Below are 19,204 nucleotides of genomic sequence, written 5' to 3'. Positions count from 1 at the left end.
CTTGGCAACACTCTCCCGTATCGGGACGGAAATGCAAGTATTTCAGCTGTTTATAAATGCAATCTTAAGGAAGCCTCCCTTACCGTTTTGCGACCACCGGGGATTCTCTTTTTGCGCGTTCCAGCCGCCTTTCGCCACGCTCTGGCGTCCATAGCAGAATGGGCGAAACCGTCGCTCATTCCGGCGGCGATCGCCGGTTGCGTCATCCTGACGGCGGGCATCGTCTACGAGCGGCAGAACGAGCATATCTACCGCAACGAGCTGCAGAACCATGTGGCGGGCGACCTCGCGCTGGTCGCAGCCCGGCTGCAGAGCCAGGTGAACGGCAATGTCGCGGCCCTGCGCAGCGTCGCCAACATGTTCGCGGTGGCGCCGGAGCAGGCGACGCTGCAGTTCAACGTCTTCGCCCGCAAGCTGATGCTGCAGAACACCCATTTCCGCCGGGTCGGCGTCGCGCCGGAGGGGACGGTCCGGCAGGCCTTCCCGCTCGACGGCAACCAGCATTACCTCGGCACCAATTTCAACCGCTTCCCCTCCTTCCGCCGGGCCGCCCAGATGGACCGTTCGCGCGGGCGCCCGCTAATGTTCGGGCCGGTGCAGTTCGCCAAGGGCGGCCGCGGCTTCAACCTCTTCATACCGGTCTTCACCAATGTGGATGCGCGGCACTATTTCTGGGGCTACATCGACGGGCTGATCGACGAGCGCAAGCTCTTTACCGACGCCGGCCTGTTCGATGCCGACCAGCCCACGCGGCACAGCGCGCAACGGCACGAAACCGATATCCAGCTCGCCATCCGCGACGTCAGCGTGCCCGACAATATCGTCGATCCGTTCTTCGGCGATGCGGAGGTCTTCGAGAAGGAACCCGTCCTCCAGGCGCTGGATTTTCCCGGCGGGCGCTGGCAACTGGCGGCCATCCCCTCCAAAGGCTGGCAGCACCCGCCTGAAAACCTCACCCAGATCCGGCTGATCATCGCCGCGGCGGCACTCGTCATCATCGTGCCGATCTTTCTGACCGGCGGCCTCGTCAGCGAACGCCAGCGCAACATCGCCCGGCTGCGGGCGCGCGAGCGGCAGGTGCAGTCACTCTCCCAGCGCCTCGACATCGCGCTCGACGCCTCCAAGATCGGCATCTGGGAAGTCGAGCTGTCGACCGGCGCGCGCAACTGGGACGAACAGATGCACCGTCTGCACGGCTTCCCGGAAAACGAGACGCCGAACGACCACGAATGGCGTTCCGTTCTCCACCCCGACGACGTCGCCATCGCCAGGGGCGAGATGGACCGGATCCGCGCCGGCGGCAACGACTACAAGTCGCAGTACCGCATCCTCATGCCCGACGGCAACTGGCACCATATCCGCAATGTCGGTTCACGCCTCACCGGTCCCAACGGCGAGGACAAGCTGACCGGCATCAGCTGGGACGTGACCGAGGACGTGCTGCTGAACGAGGCGCTGAAGAGTGCCAAGGACCATGCCGAGGTGCAGAACGCCGAGCTCGCCAAGCTGACGCAGCGCCTCGACCTCGCGCTCGATTCCTACGAATGCGGCCTGTGGGAGGCCGATCTGGAGGATGGGCTGACGCTGTGGGACGACCGCATGCACCAGCTCTACGGGATCACCAACACCGGCAAGCGCATCACCCACGACACCTGGATCAACGCCATCCATCCCGACGACCGTGCCGAGGCGGAAGGCAAGGCCAGCCGGACCATCGACGAGAACGTGCCCTATTCGCGCACCTCGCGCGTCGTGCATTCGGACGGATCCATTCGCCATATCCAGTCGGTCGGCAAGCTGCATACCGGGCAGGACGGCCGCCGCAAGCTGGTCGGGCTCGCCTTCGACGTCACCGACGACATGCAGATGACCGCCCGCCTGCGCCAGGCCAAGGAACAGTCCGAACGGCAGAATACCGAACTGGAACAGACCAGCCGCCGCCTCGACCTCGCACTCGATTCCTACCAGTGCGGCCTCTGGGAAGCCGATCTCGACCTCCGCCGGACCTACTGGGACGAGCGCATGCACCAGCTTTACGGCCTGGTCTTCACCGACGGCACCGTGACGCACGAGGAATGGCTCGCCGCAATGCACCCGGACGACCGGGAAGAAACGGTCCAGACCGTCAATCACTGCGTCGAACACGATTTGCCCTATGTGCGCGAGGCCCGCATCCTGATGCCGGACGGCGAGATCCGCCATGTGCGCTCCGTCGGCAAGGTCCACCACGCTCAGGACGGCGGCCGCAAGCTGATCGGCCTTGCCTTCGACGTCACGGAAGACGTGATCCTGAAGGAAAACCTGAAGGCGGCCAAGGAACAGGCGGACGCCAAGAACATCGAGCTGGAACAGGCCAAGGTCCGCATCGAGCACAACGCGCTGCACGACCCGCTGACCGGGCTCGGCAACCGCCGCAAGCTCGACGACGAGCTGACGGACATCGCCACGCGCAGCGAGACGAAGGATGCGCGCGTCGGCATCCTGCATATCGACCTCGACCGCTTCAAGCAGATCAACGACACGCTCGGTCATGCCGCGGGCGATGCGCTTCTCGTGCATGCCTCGCAGGTGCTGCGCGCCTGCGTGCACACCGGCGACCTCGTGGCACGCATCGGCGGCGACGAATTCGTCGTGGTGGTGACCAACACGACCGATCAGGTCTATCTCAGCGCGCTGTCGCGGCGCATCATCAGCCTGATGCAGCAGCCCGTCGAATATGAGGGCCATCTCTGCCGCTTCGGCGTCAGCATCGGCATCGCCCTTGCCGAGGGCCGGTCGATCGACACGGCCAGGCTGCTCGTCAATGCCGATATCGCGCTCTACCGGGCCAAGGCGCTCGGGCGGAACCGGCATGAATTCTTCACCGAGGCGCTGCAGGCCGAGATCATCTCGAACAAGCGCATCGCCGACGATATCCTGGCCGGCATCGAGAACAACGAATTCGTGCCCTACTACCAGCCGCAGATCGACGCAGGCACACTGAAGCTCGCCGGCGCCGAAGCGCTGATCCGCTGGAACCATCCGCGCGAAGGCCTGCTGACGCCCGACCACTTCCTGAAGATCGCCGAAGACCTCAACGTCATGGCCACGCTCGACCGCATCGTCCTGGAAAAGGCGCTGCTCGACTGCGCCCGCTGGGCGGCGCAGGGCCTGATCATGCCGAAGATCTCGGTCAACGTGTCGGCCCGGCGCCTCCGGGACGAGAGCCTGATCGACAGCCTCACCGGCCTCTCCATCCAGCCCGGCCAGATCGCCTTCGAACTGGTCGAATCGATCTTCCTCGACGAGAGCGACGACGTCGTTCTCACCAACCTGGAACGCATCAAGGCACTCGGCATCGACATCGAGATCGACGATTTCGGCACCGGCCACACCTCCATCGTCAGCCTCCTGAAGCTGAAGCCGAAGCGGCTGAAGATCGACCGCCAGCTTGTCGCCCCCATTCTCACCGCCCGCAACGAACAGGCGCTGGTGCGCTCGATCATCGAGATCGGCCGCTCGCTCGGCATCGAGATCGTCGCCGAAGGCGTGGAGACGATGGAGCATGCCGAGATGCTGGGCCTGCTCGGCTGCGATCTCCTGCAGGGCTACGCCTTCGCCAAGCCGCTCTCCCGCGACGCCTTCCTCGCCTTCGGCAGCGAGATGCGGTGGAAGCTGGCGTCGTAAGGGCCTGGATCGCCCCTCATCCGCCTGCCGGCCCCTTCTCCCCGCAGGCGGGGCGAAGGGGGTGTCGCGCCGGTCTCCCCAGACAGCGGCATCGTTGTGGGGGAGAACATCGCCCCTTGCCCCTTCTCCCCGCCTGCGGGGAGAAGGTCGCGGCAGCGGAATGAGGGGCAATCACTGGGCATCCTGACGGTAAAAGCGCGAAACCCTTGTCCCTACCCCGCCTTTTCCACTAAGAGAGGTCGCACTTTCCTGTGGGGTCCGGTTCCGCTCATGTCGCACAATACCTTCGGTCATCTCTTCCGCGTCACCACCTGGGGCGAAAGCCACGGGCCGGCGCTTGGCTGCGTGGTGGACGGCTGCCCGCCCGGCATCCGCTTCACGCTGGCCGAACTGCAGGCCTGGCTCGACAAGCGAAAGCCGGGCCAGTCGCGCTTCGTGACGCAGCGCCGCGAGGACGACCTCGTCAAGGTGCTCTCCGGCGTGATGCTGGACGACGACGGCGAGACGATGATCACGACGGGCACGCCCGTCTCCATGCTGATCGAGAACACCGACCAGCGCTCCAAGGACTACGGCGAGATCGCGAAACGCTACCGCCCCGGCCATGCCGACTACACCTATGACGTCAAATACGGCATCCGTGACTATCGCGGCGGCGGGCGCTCCTCCGCCCGCGAGACGGCGGCCCGCGTCGCCGCCGGCGGCCTTGCCCGCAAGGTCGTGCCGGGGCTCACCGTCCGCGCCGCGCTGGTGCAGATCGGCAAACACAAGATCGACCGCAGCAACTGGGACTGGAACGAGGTGAACAACAACCCGTTCTTCGCGCCCGACCCTGCCATCGTGCCCGTGTGGGAGGACTATCTCGACGGCATCCGCAAGGCGGGCTCCTCGATCGGCGCGGTCGTCGAAGTGATCGCCGAGGGCGTTCCCGCCGGCATCGGCGCACCGATCTACGGCAAGCTCGACCAGGACATCGCCTCCCTCCTCATGTCGATCAACGCCGTCAAGGGCGTCGAGATCGGCGAAGGATTTGCGTCTGCCGAACTCACCGGCGAGGACAACGCCGACGAGATGCGCATGGGCAATGACGGCAATCCGATCTTCCTGTCCAACCACGCCGGCGGTATTCTCGGCGGCATTTCCACCGGCCAGCCGGTCGTCGCCCGCTTCGCCATCAAGCCGACCTCCTCGATCCTCACCGAGCGCCGCTCGATCGATTCGGACGGCAACAATGTCGACGTGCGCACCAAGGGCCGGCACGATCCCTGCGTCGGCATCCGTGCCGTGCCGATCGGCGAGGCAATGGTCGCCTGCGCCGTTGCCGACCACTACCTGCGCGATCGCGGCCAGACCGGCCGCCTGAAATAATCGGCTGAATAGGAGCCTGCCATGAGCTACGATCAGAAGCGTGTCGTCGATGCCATCCGCGCCTTCGAGGCCGGCGAGATCGTCGTCGTCATGGATGACGACGGCCGCGAGAACGAGGGCGACCTCATCGTCGCCGCCGTGCACTGCACGCCCGAAAAGATGGCCTTCATCGTGCGCCACACCTCCGGCATCGTCTGCACCCCCATGCCGCGCGAGGAGGCCAAGCGCCTCAACCTCAACGCCATGGTGGCGGAAAACGATTCGGCGCACACCACCGCCTTCACCGTCTCGGTCGACTTCAAGCACGGCACGACGACGGGCATTTCGGCCGACGACCGCACGCTGACGGTGCGCAACCTCGCCAATCCCAATGTCGGCGCCGCCGACTTCGTGCGCCCCGGCCACATCTTCCCGCTCGTCGCCCGCGAAGGCGGCGTCCTCATGCGCTCCGGCCACACGGAAGCCGCGGTCGACCTCTGCAAGCTCGCAAGCCTGCCGCCGATCGGCGTGATCAGCGAGCTCGTCAACGACGACGGCACCGTCATGCGCGGGCCGCAGGTGGCAGGCTTTGCCGAGCAGCACGGCCTCAAGCAGGTCTCCGTCGCCGACCTCATCGCCTATCGCCAGCGCAAGGAAACACTGATCGAGCAGGTCGACGGTTTCGACATCGATACGCCCTACGGCAAGGCGAAGGCCCTGACCTACACCCTGCCCTGGGACCCGATGCAGCACCTTGCCGTCGTCTTCGGCGACATCAGGGACGGCGTCGACATTCCGGTGCGCCTGCATCTCGAAAATGTCGGCGGTGACGTCTTTGGTGCGAGCCGCCAGATCGACGCGATCATGAAGCGCATCGCCGAACAGGGCCGCGGCGTGATCGTCTATCTGCGCGAGGGGTCCGTCGGCGTCGGCCAGTCCTCCACCGCGCGCAAGGGCAAACACGACCGCGAGGGCCACGACGAGGCGCAGGCGCGCGAAAGCGAATGGCTGGAAATCGGCCTCGGTGCGCAGATCCTGAAGGATCTCGGCATCACGTCGATCCGCCTGATGGCCTCGCGCGAGCGCCACTATGTCGGCCTCGAAGGGTTTGGCATCCAGATCAGCGCCACCGACCTCTGCTGAAACCGAATATCCCGCTTCCCCGAAACGTCTGAGTTTCACGCGGCAATCGGGGATCGCGGGATTTTCTCGGGGGATGGCGGGGCATGTGGGATTTCAGCATCGGCAGGACCATCGGTATCCTTGCCAGGACCATGCCGTTCATCCTCCTGCGGATGGTGATCTACTTCGTCATCACGCTCGCCTTCATCCTCGCAACCGGCGCGGGAGCCGGCATCGGCTACGGCGTCGGCTCGCTCAGCGAAAGCCCGGAATCCTACGCCGCCTGGGGCGGCTTCATCGGCATGGGCTTCATTGCCGCCGCCGTCTACTGGGCGCGCGAATGGCTGCTCTACATGGTCAAGGCCGCCCATATCGCCGTCATCGTCAAACTGATCGACGGCGAGGCGCTGCCGGACGGCAAGGGCCAGGTTACCTATGGCCGCGAGGTCGTCACGGCCCGTTTCGGCGAGGCCAACGTGCTCTTTGCACTCGACCAGCTCGTCAAGGGCGTCATCGCCGCCATTACCGGGCTGATCGGCGGCGTCGCCGCCTTCCTGCCGATCCCCGGGCTCGACGCCATCGCCCGCTTCGCCAACACGGTCATCCGCCTGTCACTGACCTATGTCGACGAGATCATCCTCGGCTACAACATCCGCACGAACAGCGACAATGCCTGGGACGGCGCCCGCCGCGGCCTCGTGCTCTACGCGCAGAACGGCCTGAAGATGGTGAAGAACGCCGTCTGGCTCGCCGTCTTCCTCTGGGTGCTGTCGATCGTCGTCTTCCTCCTCGCCCTCGCCCCCGCCGGTGCGGTCCTCTACGCCTTTCCGGGCGAGATCGCGGGCTACAGCTTCGTCGTCGCCATCGTCTTCGCCTGGGCCTTCAAGGCCGCCGTGCTGGAGCCCTTCGCGATCGCCGCGCTGATGGCCGTGTATTTCGACACGATCCGCGGCCAGGTGCCCGACCCGGAATGGGACGCCAAGCTGACGGGCGCCTCCGAAAAATTCCGTGCGCTTGCGGAAAAGGGCAAAGCCGCCTTCGGCGGGCGGCCGGTGACGGCCTAACCCGCGTCCCCGCGCCAGCCGTCCAGATACCGCACCGTCTCCACGCCCGCGAACTTCGCAATGCGGGCCAGCTCTGCCTCAAGCTTCTCCTGCCTGCCGGCGGAGGCGCGGACCTTCGGCTCCCACCACAGCCGCTTGACGTCGAGCGTACCGGCCTTGCGGTCGGCCTTCATGTCGATGCGGCCGACAAGGCGGTCGCCCTCGAGCAGCGGGAAGACGTAGTAGCCATATTGCCGCTTGGGCTCCGGCACGAAGATCTCGATGCGGTAGAAATAGCCGAACAGCCGTTCGGTGCGGTTTCGGTCGCGGATCAGCGGATCGAAGGGCGAGAGCACGCGCAGGCGGGCGGGCGGTTCGGGCACATTGCCAAGGCAGGCCGGGAAATCGGCAAAGGCGTGCGAGGCGCGCGGCTTGCCGCCGTCCGCCGGCTCGATCGAGACCGGGCGCAGCTCCTCGCGATGGTCCTCCACCCAGGCCTTCGCCTCCTCCGGCGAGATGAGGTCCCAGAAGGCGGCGATCTCGCCATGGGTGGCAAAACCCAACCGCTCCAGCGCGCTGCGGCAGGCCCAGTCGACAAAGGCATCGTGCTCGACGTCCGGCGCATGGTGATGGGCCGGCACCACGCGCTCGACGAGATCGTAGACCTTCTGGAAGTTCTCGCGCCGGGCGATCGCCAGCTTGCCCGTGTGCCAGAGATATTCCAGCGCCGTCTTGTTCGGATGCCAGTTCCACCAGCCGCCGGATTTGTGGTCGTCGGCCTTGAGGTCCCGCGAAAGGACCGCGCCGCCGGAGGCGATGCGCTCGTAGGTCTCGCCGAACGCCTTGTCGAAGCCCTCGCCCTGCCATCGGCGCCACCGCTCGGCCATCGAGGCCTCCTTGCGGCGGAACCGGTGTTTCCAGTAGCGGAAGAAGCTGCTCGGGATGACCGAGGCATCATGGGTCCAGTGTTCGAAGAGGTCGCCGTCCTTCTCCAGCAGCGCCGTCAGATGCTCGCGGCGATAGGTCTGGTTGCGCGAGAACAGGATCTGGTGATGCGCCCGCTCCACGGTGGCGATGCTGTCGACCTGCACGAAGCCGATGTCGTGGATGAGGTTCAGCAGGTCCGCCTTGCCGAGCAGGCGGCCGGGCGGAGCGCTCAGACCCTGGCGGGCGAGAAAGATGCGCCGGGCCTCGGCATTGGAGAGAAGAATCGTCATGGTGGATGATAGACACATATTCTCGGTTTGTTCTACATATTTTCGATGGCCAAGCGGGATCGGGCCGCTGTGCCCGTCACACGAGTGTCGCTTTTCGAACAGACCGGCGCGGAAAACCTCTTCGCACATGCGGTAGAATTGCCTATAGCTCCCCCACCATCCACGAAACGGGACCCCGCTTTTGGATATCGTCTTTTCCGCCGCAACGGTGACCTATGCCGGACGCACCGCGCTGCACCCGCTGACGCTTGCCCTGAGCGAGCCGCGCATCGGCGTCGTCGGGCTCAACGGTTCGGGCAAGACCACCATGGCGCGGCTGATCAACGGCCTCGTCAAGCCGACGGGCGGCACGGTGACGGTCGCCGGGCTGGACACGGTGGCCGACGAAGCGGCTGCGCGCGGGAAAACCGGGTTCATCTTCCAGAACCCGCAGCACCAGATGATCCTGCCGATCCTGGCCGAAGACATCGCCTTCGGCCTCAAGAACCGCGGCTTCGACAAGGCAGAGATCGCGGCGCGGACGGAGGCGGTGCTCGCGCGCTTCGGCATATCCCATCTCGCACGGCGGCGCGTGCACGAGCTTTCCGGCGGCGAGACGCAGCTCGGCGCCATCGCCAGCGTGCTCGTCACCGGTCCGGACCTCCTGATCCTCGACGAGCCGACCAACCAGCTCGACCTGAAGAACCGCGCGCTCATCGAGCGCACCGTTGCGGGCCTGCCGGAACAGGTGCTCGTCATCACGCACGATCTCGCCTTGCTGGAGGGGTTCGACCGGGTGCTGGTGTTCCACGAGGGCCGGCTTGCGGCCGACGACCGGCCAGCCGAGGCGATCCGCGCCTATCGGGGGATCGCGGCATGCTGAACGGGCTCGACATCGAGGGCGACTCGCTGCTGCACCGCATGCCGGTGCGCGGCAAGCTGCTCACGCTCTTCGCCGCCGCGATCGGGCTCTTTATCGTTGCCGACCTGCGCATCCTCGTGCCGGCGCTCGGGCTTTCGGCCGTCCTCTGCCTTTCGACCGGCATTGGTCTTCGCGAGGCCTTCCGGCGCGTGCGTTTCGTGCTCTTCACGGTGCTCCTCGTCGCAATCGCGAACTATGCCTTCCATTCGCTGCACGAGGCGCTGGTTGTCTTCTCCCGGCTGAGCGCACTGGTTCTGCTGGCTGCCGCCGTCACCGCCACGACCTCCATTTCCGCCTTCATGGACGAGATCACCCGGCTCCTGACACCGCTCGAACGCTTCGGCTTCGTGCGCGCGGCCGATGTGAGCCTCGCGGTCGGCCTCGTCATCCGCTTCGTGCCGGAGATCTTCGCGCGCTACGGCGAGATCACCGACGCCCACCGGGCGCGCGGCCTGCCGGTCCGGCCCTTGACCACTCTCGTGCCGCTCATCATCCTGACGCTGAAGGACGCCGATACGATCGCCATGGCGATTGACGCGCGCGGCTTTCGGCGGCACTAAGCATTCGACCCAATTTTGTCCACCGGGGAACCTGACATGACCACCAGAGACATCGTCCTCGTCGCCCTCTTCGCCGCGATCATCGTGGTGCTGGGCCTGCTGCCGCCGATCACGCTCGGCTTCATTCCGGTGCCGATCACCGCGCAGACGCTCGGCGTCATGCTCGCCGGCTGCATTCTCGGCGCAAAGCGCGGCGCGGCCGCCGTGCTGCTCGTGCTGCTGCTCGTGGCCATCGGCCTGCCGGTCCTGTCGGGCGGGCGCGGCGGCCTAGCCGTCTTTGCCGGCCCGACCGCCGGCTACCTCGTCGGCTGGTTCTTCGGCGCCTATGTCTGCGGCCTCATCGCCGAGCGCTTCGTGAAGGAAGACCAGCCGGAGCTGACCCAGTTCGCCGCCTTCCTCGGCGCCTCGATCGTCGGCGGCATCGCGGTCGTCTACCTCTTCGGCATTCCGTGGCTGGCCTATATGAGCGGCAAGGTCTTCTTCGAGACGGCCCTCGCCTCGATGGTCTTCGTGCCCGGCGACATCATCAAGGCCTGCGTCGCCATGCTGGCCGGCCGCGCGGTGCTTGCCGGCTATCCGCTGCTGCCGCAGCGCGCCTGAGCCGATGCCGCTTTCCGGCGCCCTCGAACGGCACGCCGCCGAAAGCCCCTCGAACCCGGCCTTCCACCTGGAGGACCGGGTTCTTTCCTATGGTGCACTGGCGGCAACGGCCCGGCAGTTCCTTGCGGCCTTCCGCGATCTCGCGCCCGAAGGCCGCAGCACCATCGGGCCGAAAACCCGGCTGGTCGCGATCATGACCGGCAACCACGCGCTCTTTCCCGCCGCCTTTGCGGCCGCAACGGCCGGCATCCATTGCGCCGCCCTGATCGACCCGCACCTGCCGGAAGCCCAGCGTACACGCCTGATCGGCAAGATCGACCCCGACCTCGTCGTCACCGCCCACGGCGCCGATCTTGCCATCGAGAGCCGGCGCGACGGTGCGCGGCGGGTCATCGCCGAAAGCGCCGCGCTGGACACGCCCGTGCTGCCGGAAGGGGCCGACGACGACCCGTTCCTCATCGTCTTCACCTCGGGCACGACGGCCGATCCGAAGCCGATCATCCGCGACCGGCGCTCCTGGCGCGTCAGCCTTGCCACGGGCGCGCCCTTCTTCGGCATCGACCGGGCGCTGGACACCTGTGCCCCCGGCCCCCTCGCCCATGGCCTTGCGCTCTATGCGATGACCGAGACGCTGCTTGCCGGCGGCGCCTTTCATTCCGCCGCGCATTTCGATCCGGATGCAACGCTGGCAACGATCCGGGCCAACGCCATCCGCCGCCTCGTCCTGGTGCCCACCATGCTGCGCCGGCTCGCCGCAGAGCCCCCGGCAACCGGCGTTGCCGCCATCACGATTGCCGGCGCGAAGCTGACGGCGACGGACCACGCCCTGTGCGCGGCGCACTTTCCCGCCGCGGCGCTGCGCGAATATTACGGCGCCTCCGAACTCGGCTTCGTCACTGTCGCCGCACCGGGCGATGCCGCCTCCTCCACCGCGGTCGGCAAGGCCTTTCCGGGTGTGAACATTGCCGTGCTGGACGATGCCGGTAACCCGCTGCCGGCGGGCGAGACGGGCACGGTCTTCGTCGAAAGCCCGCTGGTCGCCACCGGCTATCTCGTACAGGGCGACGGGGCGGGACTCTCCCGCTTCGGCACATTGGCGACGGTCGGCGACCTCGGCTTCCTGGAGGCGGACGGCACGCTGCACCTCCTCGGCCGCTCCGGCGGCATGGTGCTGTCGGGCGGCAACAACATCTATCCTTCCGAAGTGGAGACGGCGCTGCGCGATACGGCCCTGGTGCGTGCCGCCCATGTCTTCGGCATCCAGCATGCCGATCTCGGCAGCGAGCTCGTTGCCGTGATCGAACCGGAACAGCCGGGCCTGACCCCAAAGGCACTGACGGCGGCGCTCTCGGCGCTTCTGCCGCGCTACAAGCAGCCGCGCCGCATCTGGCTGTGCCGTGCCATGCCCATGACGCCCTCCGGCAAGGTGGCAGCAAAGACAGTCCGGCAATGGGTGGCGGAGGAGAGCGATGCACTCGACCGTTTCCTCTGACCGCATTCCCGTCGTCGCCGCGGCCTTCCGCACGCCGATCGGCCGCATCGGCGGGTGGCTTTCGGCCATCGAGCCAGCCAGCCTCGCCGCGCCGCTCATCCGAAAAATCCTCGAGGAGACGGGACTGCCGCCGGATGCCGTTGACGACGTCATCCTCGGCAATGCCGCCAACAGCGCCGGCAATCTTGCGCGCCTTGCCGCGCTGGAGGCGGGCCTTCCGGTTTGCGTGCCCGGCATGACGATCGACCGGCAATGCGGCTCCGGGCTGGAGGCGATTACGCTGGCAGCGCGACTGGTGCAGGCGGGCGCCGGGCGCATCTATCTTGCCGGCGGCACCGAGAGCACCAGCCGCGCGCATCTGCGCTTCCGCCCGCCCTCAACGCCGGGCGGCGCGCCCGAGCCTCTCCGCCGCGCCCGCATGGCGCCGGATACGGTGGGCGATCCGGACATGGGCATCGCCGCCGAAAACGTCGCCGCCCATGCCGGCATCAGCCGGGAGCGGCAGGATCGCTTCGCGCTCGAAAGCCACCGCCGCGCCGTGGCGGCGCGCAAGGCCGGGCGCTTTGCCGGCGAGATCGTGCCGATCGTCACACCCACCGGCCCGGTCCCTGACGATGAATGCCCGCGCGAAAATACCTCGCTGGAAAAACTCGCCGCCCTGAAACCCGTCTTCCGTCCCGACGGAACGGTGACGGCGGGCAATGCGTGCCCGGTCAATGACGGGGCCGCCGTCGTGCTCGTCACGTCACGCGCCGAGGCGCAAAGGCTGGGCCTGACGGTGCTGCTGGAGATCGTCGACAGCGCGGTCGCCGGCGTCGATCCGAACCTGCTCGGCCTTGGCCCCGTGCCGGCGATGCAGAAGCTCGCCGCGCGCCATCCCGGCCTTGACGCGGCGCGGGTCCCCTTCATCGAATTCAACGAGGCCTTCGCCTCCCAGGTGCTTGCCAGCCTCGATGCGCTGGGCATCGATCCTGCCGCCGTCAACCGCGAGGGCGGGGCGCTGGCGCTCGGCCACCCCTATGGAGCCTCCGGCGCCATCCTCGCCACGCGGCTGTTCACGCAGATGCGGACGGCGGACGCGGGCACGGAGGGGCTCGCCATGATGGGCATTGGCGGCGGCATGGGAATCGTGACACTTTTCCGGAAATTGTGAGGGGGATTATGGGCGAGAAGATCTATTCCGGCGGCTGCCTGTGCGGCGCCATCCGTTTCGAGGCGACGGGCGTGGCGGAAAAGCCGCATACCTGCTCCTGCCGCTTCTGCCAGCAGCACACGGGGGCCCCGACCGCCGCCTGGGTGGAGTTTCCCGCCGGGCGCCTCGCCTGGACCGGCAGCGGCGGCAAGCCTGCCACCTGGCGCTCCTCCGACTATTCCAGCCGCGCCTTCTGCCCGGCCTGCGGCAGCTCCATCGGGGCGATCGACGACGAGCCTGTCGTGGCGCTGCTGATCGGCGGCTTCGACGATCCGGCCGATCCCGCGCTCATGCCGCAATACCATTCCTTCGAGGATTGCCGGCCCGGCTGGCTGAAGGTCGAGACCGCGTCAGGCGAGGAATGACTTCAGCCAGTCGCGCACCGGCTGCGGCACGTTGACGGGCTGGCGGCTTGCGGGATCGACGGCGACCCAGACGACCTCCAGGTCGGCGACCGGTGCGCCCTCCGCGGAGATCGCCACGGCAAAGCTCAGCGAGGTCGCGCCGATGCGCGTGACGGACACCTCGAAGCGGGCGCGGTCGTCAAGCCTCAGGCCGCGGTGAAAGGTGCAGCCGGACTTGCGCACGAAATAGACCGGATCACCGGCGCCTTCCGGCCGGTGCCGCCAGAGCCCGGCGACGGCTGCCTCGGCATGGGCATAGTATGCGGCATTGTGCATGTGGCCGTGCATGTCTATATCGCGGAAGGGTATCCGGACTTCGCTGACCGTGATGTCTGCCGCCTGTTCCACGTCTTGTCCCGGGGTAAACCATGCTTCGTGCCGTTGTTAGAGCGTTCGGCGATCCCCGGCAAGTGATCCGCCTCGAGGAGGCCGAGCGCACGTCGCCCGGTCCCGGCGACGTGGAGATCCGCATCCGCCGCGCGGCCATCAACCCGTCCGACCTCATTCCCGTCACCGGCGCCTATCGCAGCCGCACGACGCTGCCCTTCGTGCCCGGCTTCGAGGGCGTCGGGGAGGTCGCCGCCCTCGGCGCGGGCGTCACCGGGTTTTCCATCGGCCAGCGCGTGCTGCCGATCGGCGCGAGCGGGTTGTGGCAACCCTTCCTGCTGCGCCCGGCCGACTGGTGTTTTGCCGTGCCGGACGACCTTTCCGACGAGGCCGCCGCGATGGCCTATGTGAACCCGCTCACCGCCTTCCAGCTGGTCGAGGCCGCCAGGACGCATTTCGGCGCGGTGGAGGGCCAGCGCGTCGGCGTGACGGCCGCCGCCTCCGCCATCGGGCGCATGCTGCTGGTGCTGCTGGCCGAGGCCGGCTTCCGGCCTGTCGCCCTCGTGCGCAGCCCGGCGAGCGCGACGCGGCTGGCGGAGACGTTTGCCGGCGAGATCGTTCCCCATGCCGCCCCGCCGCTCGATGCGGTGCTCGACGCAGTCGGCGGAGAGCCCGGCAATGCGCTGTTCCGGCAGATCCGCGACGGCGGCGCCTTCATCCAGTATGGCGCGCTGAGCGGCGCACAGCTCGACCCGGCGCTGGTGGCGAACCGGCGCGAGGCGGTGGCCTTCTCCTTCCTCTGGCTGCGCGGCTGGGTGCATTCGGCGCCGCGCGCGGCGATCGAAGCAGCCTTCGAACGCAGCTTTGCGGGTATCCGCGCCGGCTTTCTCGGCTCGGCCGTCGACCGCGTCTTCGCGCTTTCCGACCTTTCCGCCGCACTCGCCCGGCAGGACGATCCCGCGCGCGCCGGAAAACTGCTTCTTGCGCCCTGACGGTTGAAAAGCCGTGGACACCGGCCCATTTCCCGTGGACCTCGCGAACCGCAATGGGTAGCTTCCGGCCATGACGACGTGTCTCTTCGAGAACCCGATCTTCCTCGAGCACCATACGCCGGAGGGCCACCCGGAGCGGTCGGACCGCATCCGGGCGATCAATCTTGCGCTGGAGCACGAGCGCTTTTCGCCGCTCCTGCGCGAGAAGGCGCCGCAGGCGAACGAGGATTTCGTCCTGCTCGCCCATCCCGAGCGGCACCTCACCGCCGTCATGTCCGCCATGCCCGAGGAGGACATCGCCCAGGTCGAGGCCGATACCTATGCGAGCCCCGCGACGCTGCAGGCGGCACTGACCGGCATCGGCGGCGCCATCGCGGCGGTCGACGCCGTCTTCACCGGCAAGGCCGACAACGCCTTCGTCGCCGCCCGCCCGCCCGGCCACCACGCCGAACGCGACAAGGCGATGGGCTTCTGTTTCTTCAACAACGCCGCCATCGCCGCCCGCCATGCCCAGAAGGCGCACGGCGCCGAGCGCGTCGCCATCGTCGACTGGGACGTGCATCACGGCAACGGCACGCAGGACATCTTCTTCGACGATCCGTCCGTGCTGTTCTGCTCGACGCACCAGATGCCGCTCTATCCCGGCAGCGGCGCGAAGGACGAGACGGGCGCCGGCAACATCGTCAACGCGCCCCTTTCGATGAACGACGGCAGCGACCATTTCCGCGATGCCTTCAGGTCGCGCGTCCTGCCGCGCGTCGCCGATTTCCGGCCGGATGTCATCATCATCTCCGCCGGCTTCGACGCCCACCACCGTGACCCCCTGGCGCAGATCAACCTCGTTGCCGACGATTTCGACTGGGCGACCGCCAAGCTGATGGAACTTTCCGAAAAATCGGCGAACAACCGGGTGGTCAGCCTGCTGGAAGGCGGCTACGACCTCACGGGCCTCGCCGAATCCGCCGCCACCCATATCTACCGCCTGATGAGAGGCTGACCATGACCAACGCCACCACCCCCGACGTCTCCGCCCTCTCCTTCGAACAGGCCGTGGAGGAGCTGGAAAAGATCGTCGCCGCCCTCGAGCGCGGCGACGTGCCGCTCGACCGCTCCATCGAGATCTACGAGCGCGGCGAGGCGCTGAAGAAGCATTGCGAGACGCTGCTCTCGGCCGCCGAGAACCGCATCGAAAAGATCCGCCTCGACCGCGCCGGCAAGCCGCAGGGCACCGAGCCGCTCGACGGGGCATGAGCCTCTAGTCCGGCGCCGTCCCTGCCTCTGGAAAAATCCCCGTGAGCAGGGAGGCGCATTGCGCCGCTCGCGAGGCGGAGCGGTGCTCCCCGACATCGGCAAGCAACCGAACCCGGCGACACACCGTCAACGCCCGCCGCCCTATCCACGCCCCTCCCCGCCCGCTAGCATGTGGGTCACACGGCAACGACAGGAGGGCGCCATGAGTTTCTTTCCCGGAAAGGACCCGGAGGCCGGCGATGCGGCGGCGTGCGATGCGCTGGAGCATCTGATCATTCCGCGCACGAGCGATATCGGCGGGCTGGAAGTGCGGCGGGCGCTGCCGACGGCCAAGCGCCGGCTCGTCGGGCCGTTCATCTTCTTCGACCGCATGGGCCCGGCGCTGCTGCGCGCGGGTGAGGCCATCGACGTCAAGCCGCATCCGCATATCGGGCTGTCCACCGTCACCTATCTCTTCGACGGCGAGATCAAGCACCGCGACAGCCTCGGCACCGAAATGGTCATCGCGCCCGGCGACGTGAACCTGATGACGGCAGGGCGCGGCATCGTGCATTCGGAGCGCTCGCCGGAGAACCTGCGCGGCAAGCCGCAGTCGATCTCCGGCCTGCAGACCTGGCTTGCGCTGCCGGACAGCCACGAGGAGATCGCCCCCGTCTTCGCCCACACGACCAAGGCGGAGCTTCCGGCCTTTTCGGCGGACGGCATCACCGGACGCACCATCATCGGCTCCTACGAGGGCTATGCATCGCCGGTCGCCGTGCCGACGCAGACGCTCTACACCGACCTGACGCTGGCGCCCGGCGCCGCCGCACCGCTTGCGGCAGACTGGGAGGAGCGGGCGGTCTACGTACTGTCCGGCACGCTGGATGTCGCCGGCGACGTCTTTGCACCCGACCAACTGCTCGTCTTCCGTCCCGGCGATGCGATCACGCTGAAGGCCGGCCCGCAGGGCTGTCACATCATGCTCTTCGGCGGCGCGGCGCTCGGCTCGAAACGCTTTATCTGGTGGAACTTCGTCTCTTCCTCCAAGGAGCGAATCGAGCAGGCCAAGGAGGAATGGCGCACCGGCCGCTTCGACATAGTACCCGGTGACGAGGAGGAGTTCACACCGCTGCCGGCCAGCTGACCTATAGATGAGCGGGCATATGTTCGAGTGAGCCGAGCCGATGGTTTTCGGCTCCTCCTGCCCATCTTGACTTATTCATAGCCGTATGGCTATAGAAAATCCATAGCTATTGAGGTATGGATCAACGTGGCCGAAGTACACGACGCGCTCTTCCGCACGCTTGCGGATCCCACCCGCCGGGCGCTGTTCGAGCGGCTGTGCCGCGAGGGGGAGAAGACGGTGGGGGCGCTGACGGCGCAGGCCGGCGTTTCCCAGCCGGTCGTTTCCAAACATCTCGCTTTACTCAAGCAGGCGGGCCTGGTGCGCGACCGGCACGAGGGCCGGCAGACGCATTACAGCGCACAGCTCGATGCGCTCGCCCCGCTCGTCGACTGGACGAGCCAGATGGCCGGCTTCTGGCAGAGCCGGTTCGATCGCCTGGAAGACCTCCTGAAGAGAATGGATCAATGACAGAAACGCTTTCCGTCGTCCTGGAACGGCAAATTCCCCATCCGCCGGAAAAGATCTGGCGCGCGCTGACCCAGCCCCATCTCATCGCCGAATGGCTGATGGAGACCGATTTTGCGGCCAGTGTCGGTCACCGCTTCGATTTCCGGGCGGAATGGGGCTCGGTGAACTGCGAGGTGCTGGAGGTCGAGCCGCACCGCAGCCTTTCCTACACCTGGGGCGATTCGCGCCTGAAGAGCGTCGTCACCTGGACGCTGACGCCGGTCGGCGCGGGCACGACCCTGCGCATGGAACAGACCGGCTTCAAACCGGACCAGCCACGTTACTTCCAGGGCGCGCAGGCCGGCTGGCCGCGGTTCCTCGACAATCTCGACCGTGTCCTGAGCGATCTGGACTGATCGGCGGGCACCCCCTTCACCGTTGCGAGGAGGCAACCATGAACTGGAACATACGGATCCGGCAGATACACCGCTGGCTCTCGATCGTCTTCACCGTCGCCGTGCTGATCAACATCGCGGCCATGACGCAGGAGAACCCGGCCCTCTGGATCGGCCTTCTCGCGCTCTTTCCGCTCATCCTGCTGCTCGCAAGCGGGCTCTATCTCTTCGCCCTGCCCTATCTGGCGCGGCGACGCAGCCCGGAGGGCCTGCAATGACCGGGGCACCGGAGGAACCCAAACTCCTTTCCGGCGGCAATCCGCAGATCGCCAAAGGTTATGGTGACGGCCCGATCCAGGCCTATATCGCGGCGATGCCGGGCTGGAAGAGCGATGTCGGCCGCAAGCTCGACGCGCTGATCGCGAAGGCAGTGCCCGATGTCCACAAGGCCGTGAAATGGAACTCGCCGTTCTATGGCATCGAGGGAGACGGCTGGTTTCTCAGCTACCATTGCTTTGCGAAATACATCAAGCTGACCTTCTTTCGCGGCACGTCACTCGATCCGGTGCCGCCGGTCGCCTCGAAAACCCCTGAAACGCGCTATTTCCATATCCAGGAGGGCGACGATCTCGACAAGACGCCGCTTGCCGACTGGATCGCGCAGGCGAGCCGGCTGCCGGGCGAGCGCCTGTGACGAAGGAGACGACGACCATGGACGAGACGAAAAGCGAGACGGCCACCCCTTCCGCGCTGATCGACGCGCGCATTGCCGAACTTGCCGACTGGCGGGGCGAAACGCTCGCCCGGCTGCGCGCGCTGGTCAAGGCGGCCGACCCCGATGTCGTCGAGGAATGGAAATGGCGCGGCGTGCCGGTCTGGGAGCATGACGGCATCGTCTGCACCGGGGAGACCTACAAGGCCGTCGTGAAGATGACCTTTGCCAAGGGCGCCGCACTGGAGGACCCGGCAGGCCTCTTCAATTCCAGCCTGGAGGGCAATACCCGTCGCGCCATCGACTTCCGCGAGGGCGAGGCCATCCGCGAGGACGCCCTGAAGGCGCTCATCCGCGCCGCGGTGGCGCTGAACCAGGCTTCCCGCGCCAAGCCGCGGGCGAAAAAGGCCTAGGGGAATCACGACAGC

The 19,204-nt window shown here is 67.0% G+C and carries 21 protein-coding genes; 19 read left to right on the top strand and 2 right to left on the bottom strand.

Annotated features, from left to right (window positions below; genetic code table 11):
- The first annotated feature begins 111 nt into the window (after positions 1–111).
- The 4 genes from AKG11_RS07535 (at position 112) to AKG11_RS07520 (ending at position 7,199) form a co-directional block, all read left to right on the top strand.
- Positions 112–3,666, top strand: coding sequence for a bifunctional diguanylate cyclase/phosphodiesterase (locus AKG11_RS07535; RefSeq protein WP_050743457.1), 3,555 nt, complete (start codon positions 112–114; stop codon positions 3,664–3,666).
- Positions 3,667–3,936: 270 nt separating this feature from the next.
- On the top strand, positions 3,937–5,034 hold the full coding sequence (gene aroC / locus AKG11_RS07530) for a chorismate synthase (protein ID WP_037406046.1): 1,098 nt from the start codon (positions 3,937–3,939) through the stop codon (positions 5,032–5,034).
- A gap of 21 nt (positions 5,035–5,055) precedes the next feature.
- Positions 5,056–6,156: a 3,4-dihydroxy-2-butanone-4-phosphate synthase gene (gene ribB / locus AKG11_RS07525; RefSeq protein WP_023514770.1), complete on the top strand. Its 1,101-nt coding sequence runs from the start codon at positions 5,056–5,058 to the stop codon at positions 6,154–6,156.
- A gap of 83 nt (positions 6,157–6,239) precedes the next feature.
- Positions 6,240–7,199: a hypothetical protein gene (locus AKG11_RS07520; protein ID WP_050743456.1), complete on the top strand. Its 960-nt coding sequence runs from the start codon at positions 6,240–6,242 to the stop codon at positions 7,197–7,199.
- Here the strand turns inward: AKG11_RS07520 and AKG11_RS07515 are convergent.
- Positions 7,196–8,395, bottom strand: a complete 1,200-nt coding sequence (locus AKG11_RS07515) for a winged helix-turn-helix domain-containing protein (RefSeq protein WP_023514772.1) — start codon at positions 8,393–8,395, stop codon at positions 7,196–7,198. The genes AKG11_RS07520 and AKG11_RS07515 overlap by 4 nt on opposite strands.
- 181 nt (positions 8,396–8,576) lie before the next feature.
- On the opposite strand from AKG11_RS07515, the gene AKG11_RS07510 reads away from it, so the two are divergent.
- From AKG11_RS07510 to AKG11_RS07485, 6 genes are read left to right on the top strand one after another with little or no spacing between them, the layout of a single operon-like run.
- Entirely contained in the window at positions 8,577–9,257 is a 681-nt protein-coding gene (locus AKG11_RS07510) for an energy-coupling factor ABC transporter ATP-binding protein (RefSeq protein WP_023514773.1), read from the top strand.
- The gene (locus tag AKG11_RS07505; RefSeq protein WP_050743455.1) at positions 9,251–9,856 is read left to right on the top strand and encodes an energy-coupling factor transporter transmembrane component T family protein; all 606 of its coding nucleotides are present in this window, start codon (positions 9,251–9,253) and stop codon (positions 9,854–9,856) included. The genes AKG11_RS07510 and AKG11_RS07505 overlap by 7 nt, the downstream gene beginning before the upstream one ends.
- A gap of 36 nt (positions 9,857–9,892) precedes the next feature.
- On the top strand, positions 9,893–10,456 hold the full coding sequence (locus AKG11_RS07500) for a biotin transporter BioY (RefSeq protein WP_050743454.1): 564 nt from the start codon (positions 9,893–9,895) through the stop codon (positions 10,454–10,456).
- A 4-nt stretch (positions 10,457–10,460) separates the two neighbouring features.
- Positions 10,461–11,948 (top strand): class I adenylate-forming enzyme family protein, encoded by a 1,488-nt coding sequence (locus AKG11_RS07495; protein ID WP_050743453.1) that lies wholly within the window; start codon positions 10,461–10,463, stop codon positions 11,946–11,948.
- The gene (locus tag AKG11_RS07490; protein WP_050743452.1) at positions 11,926–13,101 is read left to right on the top strand and encodes a thiolase family protein; all 1,176 of its coding nucleotides are present in this window, start codon (positions 11,926–11,928) and stop codon (positions 13,099–13,101) included. The genes AKG11_RS07495 and AKG11_RS07490 overlap by 23 nt, the downstream gene beginning before the upstream one ends.
- 8 nt (positions 13,102–13,109) lie before the next feature.
- The gene (locus AKG11_RS07485) at positions 13,110–13,505 is read left to right on the top strand and encodes a GFA family protein (protein ID WP_023517340.1); all 396 of its coding nucleotides are present in this window, start codon (positions 13,110–13,112) and stop codon (positions 13,503–13,505) included.
- On the opposite strand, the gene AKG11_RS07480 is transcribed toward AKG11_RS07485, so the two are convergent.
- Positions 13,491–13,892, bottom strand: coding sequence for an acyl-CoA thioesterase (locus tag AKG11_RS07480; protein ID WP_245290167.1), 402 nt, complete (start codon positions 13,890–13,892; stop codon positions 13,491–13,493). The two genes, AKG11_RS07485 and AKG11_RS07480, sit on opposite strands and share 15 nt — an antisense overlap.
- A 20-nt stretch (positions 13,893–13,912) precedes the next feature.
- Between AKG11_RS07480 and AKG11_RS07475 the strand changes: the two genes are divergently transcribed.
- The 9 genes from AKG11_RS07475 to AKG11_RS07435 all read left to right on the top strand — a co-directional run bounded on the left by AKG11_RS07475 (position 13,913) and on the right by AKG11_RS07435 (position 19,189).
- The gene (locus AKG11_RS07475) at positions 13,913–14,863 is read left to right on the top strand and encodes a zinc-dependent alcohol dehydrogenase family protein (RefSeq protein ID WP_023517338.1); all 951 of its coding nucleotides are present in this window, start codon (positions 13,913–13,915) and stop codon (positions 14,861–14,863) included.
- A gap of 70 nt (positions 14,864–14,933) precedes the next feature.
- The gene (locus AKG11_RS07470) at positions 14,934–15,860 is read left to right on the top strand and encodes a histone deacetylase family protein (RefSeq protein ID WP_023517337.1); all 927 of its coding nucleotides are present in this window, start codon (positions 14,934–14,936) and stop codon (positions 15,858–15,860) included.
- A 2-nt stretch (positions 15,861–15,862) separates the two neighbouring features.
- Positions 15,863–16,114 carry an exodeoxyribonuclease VII small subunit gene (locus AKG11_RS07465; protein WP_024271032.1) on the top strand — a complete coding sequence of 84 codons (252 nt, stop codon included), beginning with the start codon at positions 15,863–15,865 and terminating at the stop codon, positions 16,112–16,114.
- Between the two features lie 202 nt (positions 16,115–16,316).
- On the top strand, positions 16,317–17,240 hold the full coding sequence (locus AKG11_RS07460; protein WP_050743451.1) for a pirin family protein: 924 nt from the start codon (positions 16,317–16,319) through the stop codon (positions 17,238–17,240).
- Between the two features lie 126 nt (positions 17,241–17,366).
- Complete coding sequence (locus tag AKG11_RS07455; protein WP_023514294.1) at positions 17,367–17,690, top strand: ArsR/SmtB family transcription factor; 324 nt, start codon at positions 17,367–17,369, stop codon at positions 17,688–17,690.
- Positions 17,687–18,085 carry an SRPBCC family protein gene (locus AKG11_RS07450; protein ID WP_023514295.1) on the top strand — a complete coding sequence of 133 codons (399 nt, stop codon included), beginning with the start codon at positions 17,687–17,689 and terminating at the stop codon, positions 18,083–18,085. Before AKG11_RS07455 ends, AKG11_RS07450 begins: the two co-directional genes overlap by 4 nt.
- 38 nt (positions 18,086–18,123) lie before the next feature.
- Positions 18,124–18,342: a hypothetical protein gene (locus AKG11_RS07445; RefSeq protein WP_050743450.1), complete on the top strand. Its 219-nt coding sequence runs from the start codon at positions 18,124–18,126 to the stop codon at positions 18,340–18,342.
- A complete protein-coding gene (locus AKG11_RS07440; protein ID WP_050743449.1) occupies positions 18,339–18,758 on the top strand; it encodes a DUF1801 domain-containing protein in 420 nt (139 codons plus the stop codon). The genes AKG11_RS07445 and AKG11_RS07440 overlap by 4 nt, the downstream gene beginning before the upstream one ends.
- A 17-nt stretch (positions 18,759–18,775) precedes the next feature.
- The gene (locus AKG11_RS07435; RefSeq protein ID WP_050743583.1) at positions 18,776–19,189 is read left to right on the top strand and encodes a DUF1801 domain-containing protein; all 414 of its coding nucleotides are present in this window, start codon (positions 18,776–18,778) and stop codon (positions 19,187–19,189) included.
- Positions 19,190–19,204: the final 15 nt, after the last annotated feature.

It is taken from the genome of Shinella sp. SUS2, assembly GCF_001262505.1.
Lineage (GTDB): Bacteria > Pseudomonadota > Alphaproteobacteria > Rhizobiales > Rhizobiaceae > Shinella.
Note: the sequence above shows the minus strand (reverse complement) of the source record. Positions and strands in the feature narration are given on the sequence as shown.

Bases quoted from the DNA above. Each gene is read 5' to 3' on its own strand.
- AKG11_RS07515 (WP_023514772.1), bottom strand. From the start codon at position 8,395: ATGACGATTCTTCTCTCCAATGCCGAGGCCCGGCGCATCTTTCTCGCC.
- AKG11_RS07505 (WP_050743455.1), top strand. From the start codon at position 9,251: ATGCTGAACGGGCTCGACATCGAGGGCGACTCGCTGCTGCACCGCATG.
- AKG11_RS07435 (WP_050743583.1), top strand. From the start codon at position 18,776: ATGGACGAGACGAAAAGCGAGACGGCCACCCCTTCCGCGCTGATCGAC.
- AKG11_RS07460 (WP_050743451.1), top strand. From the start codon at position 16,317: ATGAGTTTCTTTCCCGGAAAGGACCCGGAGGCCGGCGATGCGGCGGCG.
- AKG11_RS07470 (WP_023517337.1), top strand. From the start codon at position 14,934: ATGACGACGTGTCTCTTCGAGAACCCGATCTTCCTCGAGCACCATACG.
- AKG11_RS07490 (WP_050743452.1), top strand. From the start codon at position 11,926: ATGCACTCGACCGTTTCCTCTGACCGCATTCCCGTCGTCGCCGCGGCC.
- AKG11_RS07440 (WP_050743449.1), top strand. From the start codon at position 18,339: ATGACCGGGGCACCGGAGGAACCCAAACTCCTTTCCGGCGGCAATCCG.
- AKG11_RS07485 (WP_023517340.1), top strand. From the start codon at position 13,110: ATGGGCGAGAAGATCTATTCCGGCGGCTGCCTGTGCGGCGCCATCCGT.
- AKG11_RS07450 (WP_023514295.1), top strand. From the start codon at position 17,687: ATGACAGAAACGCTTTCCGTCGTCCTGGAACGGCAAATTCCCCATCCG.
- AKG11_RS07500 (WP_050743454.1), top strand. From the start codon at position 9,893: ATGACCACCAGAGACATCGTCCTCGTCGCCCTCTTCGCCGCGATCATC.
- AKG11_RS07475 (WP_023517338.1), top strand. From the start codon at position 13,913: ATGCTTCGTGCCGTTGTTAGAGCGTTCGGCGATCCCCGGCAAGTGATC.
- AKG11_RS07495 (WP_050743453.1), top strand. From the start codon at position 10,461: ATGCCGCTTTCCGGCGCCCTCGAACGGCACGCCGCCGAAAGCCCCTCG.
- aroC (WP_037406046.1), top strand. From the start codon at position 3,937: ATGTCGCACAATACCTTCGGTCATCTCTTCCGCGTCACCACCTGGGGC.
- AKG11_RS07445 (WP_050743450.1), top strand. From the start codon at position 18,124: ATGAACTGGAACATACGGATCCGGCAGATACACCGCTGGCTCTCGATC.
- ribB (WP_023514770.1), top strand. From the start codon at position 5,056: ATGAGCTACGATCAGAAGCGTGTCGTCGATGCCATCCGCGCCTTCGAG.
- AKG11_RS07465 (WP_024271032.1), top strand. From the start codon at position 15,863: ATGACCAACGCCACCACCCCCGACGTCTCCGCCCTCTCCTTCGAACAG.
- AKG11_RS07520 (WP_050743456.1), top strand. From the start codon at position 6,240: ATGTGGGATTTCAGCATCGGCAGGACCATCGGTATCCTTGCCAGGACC.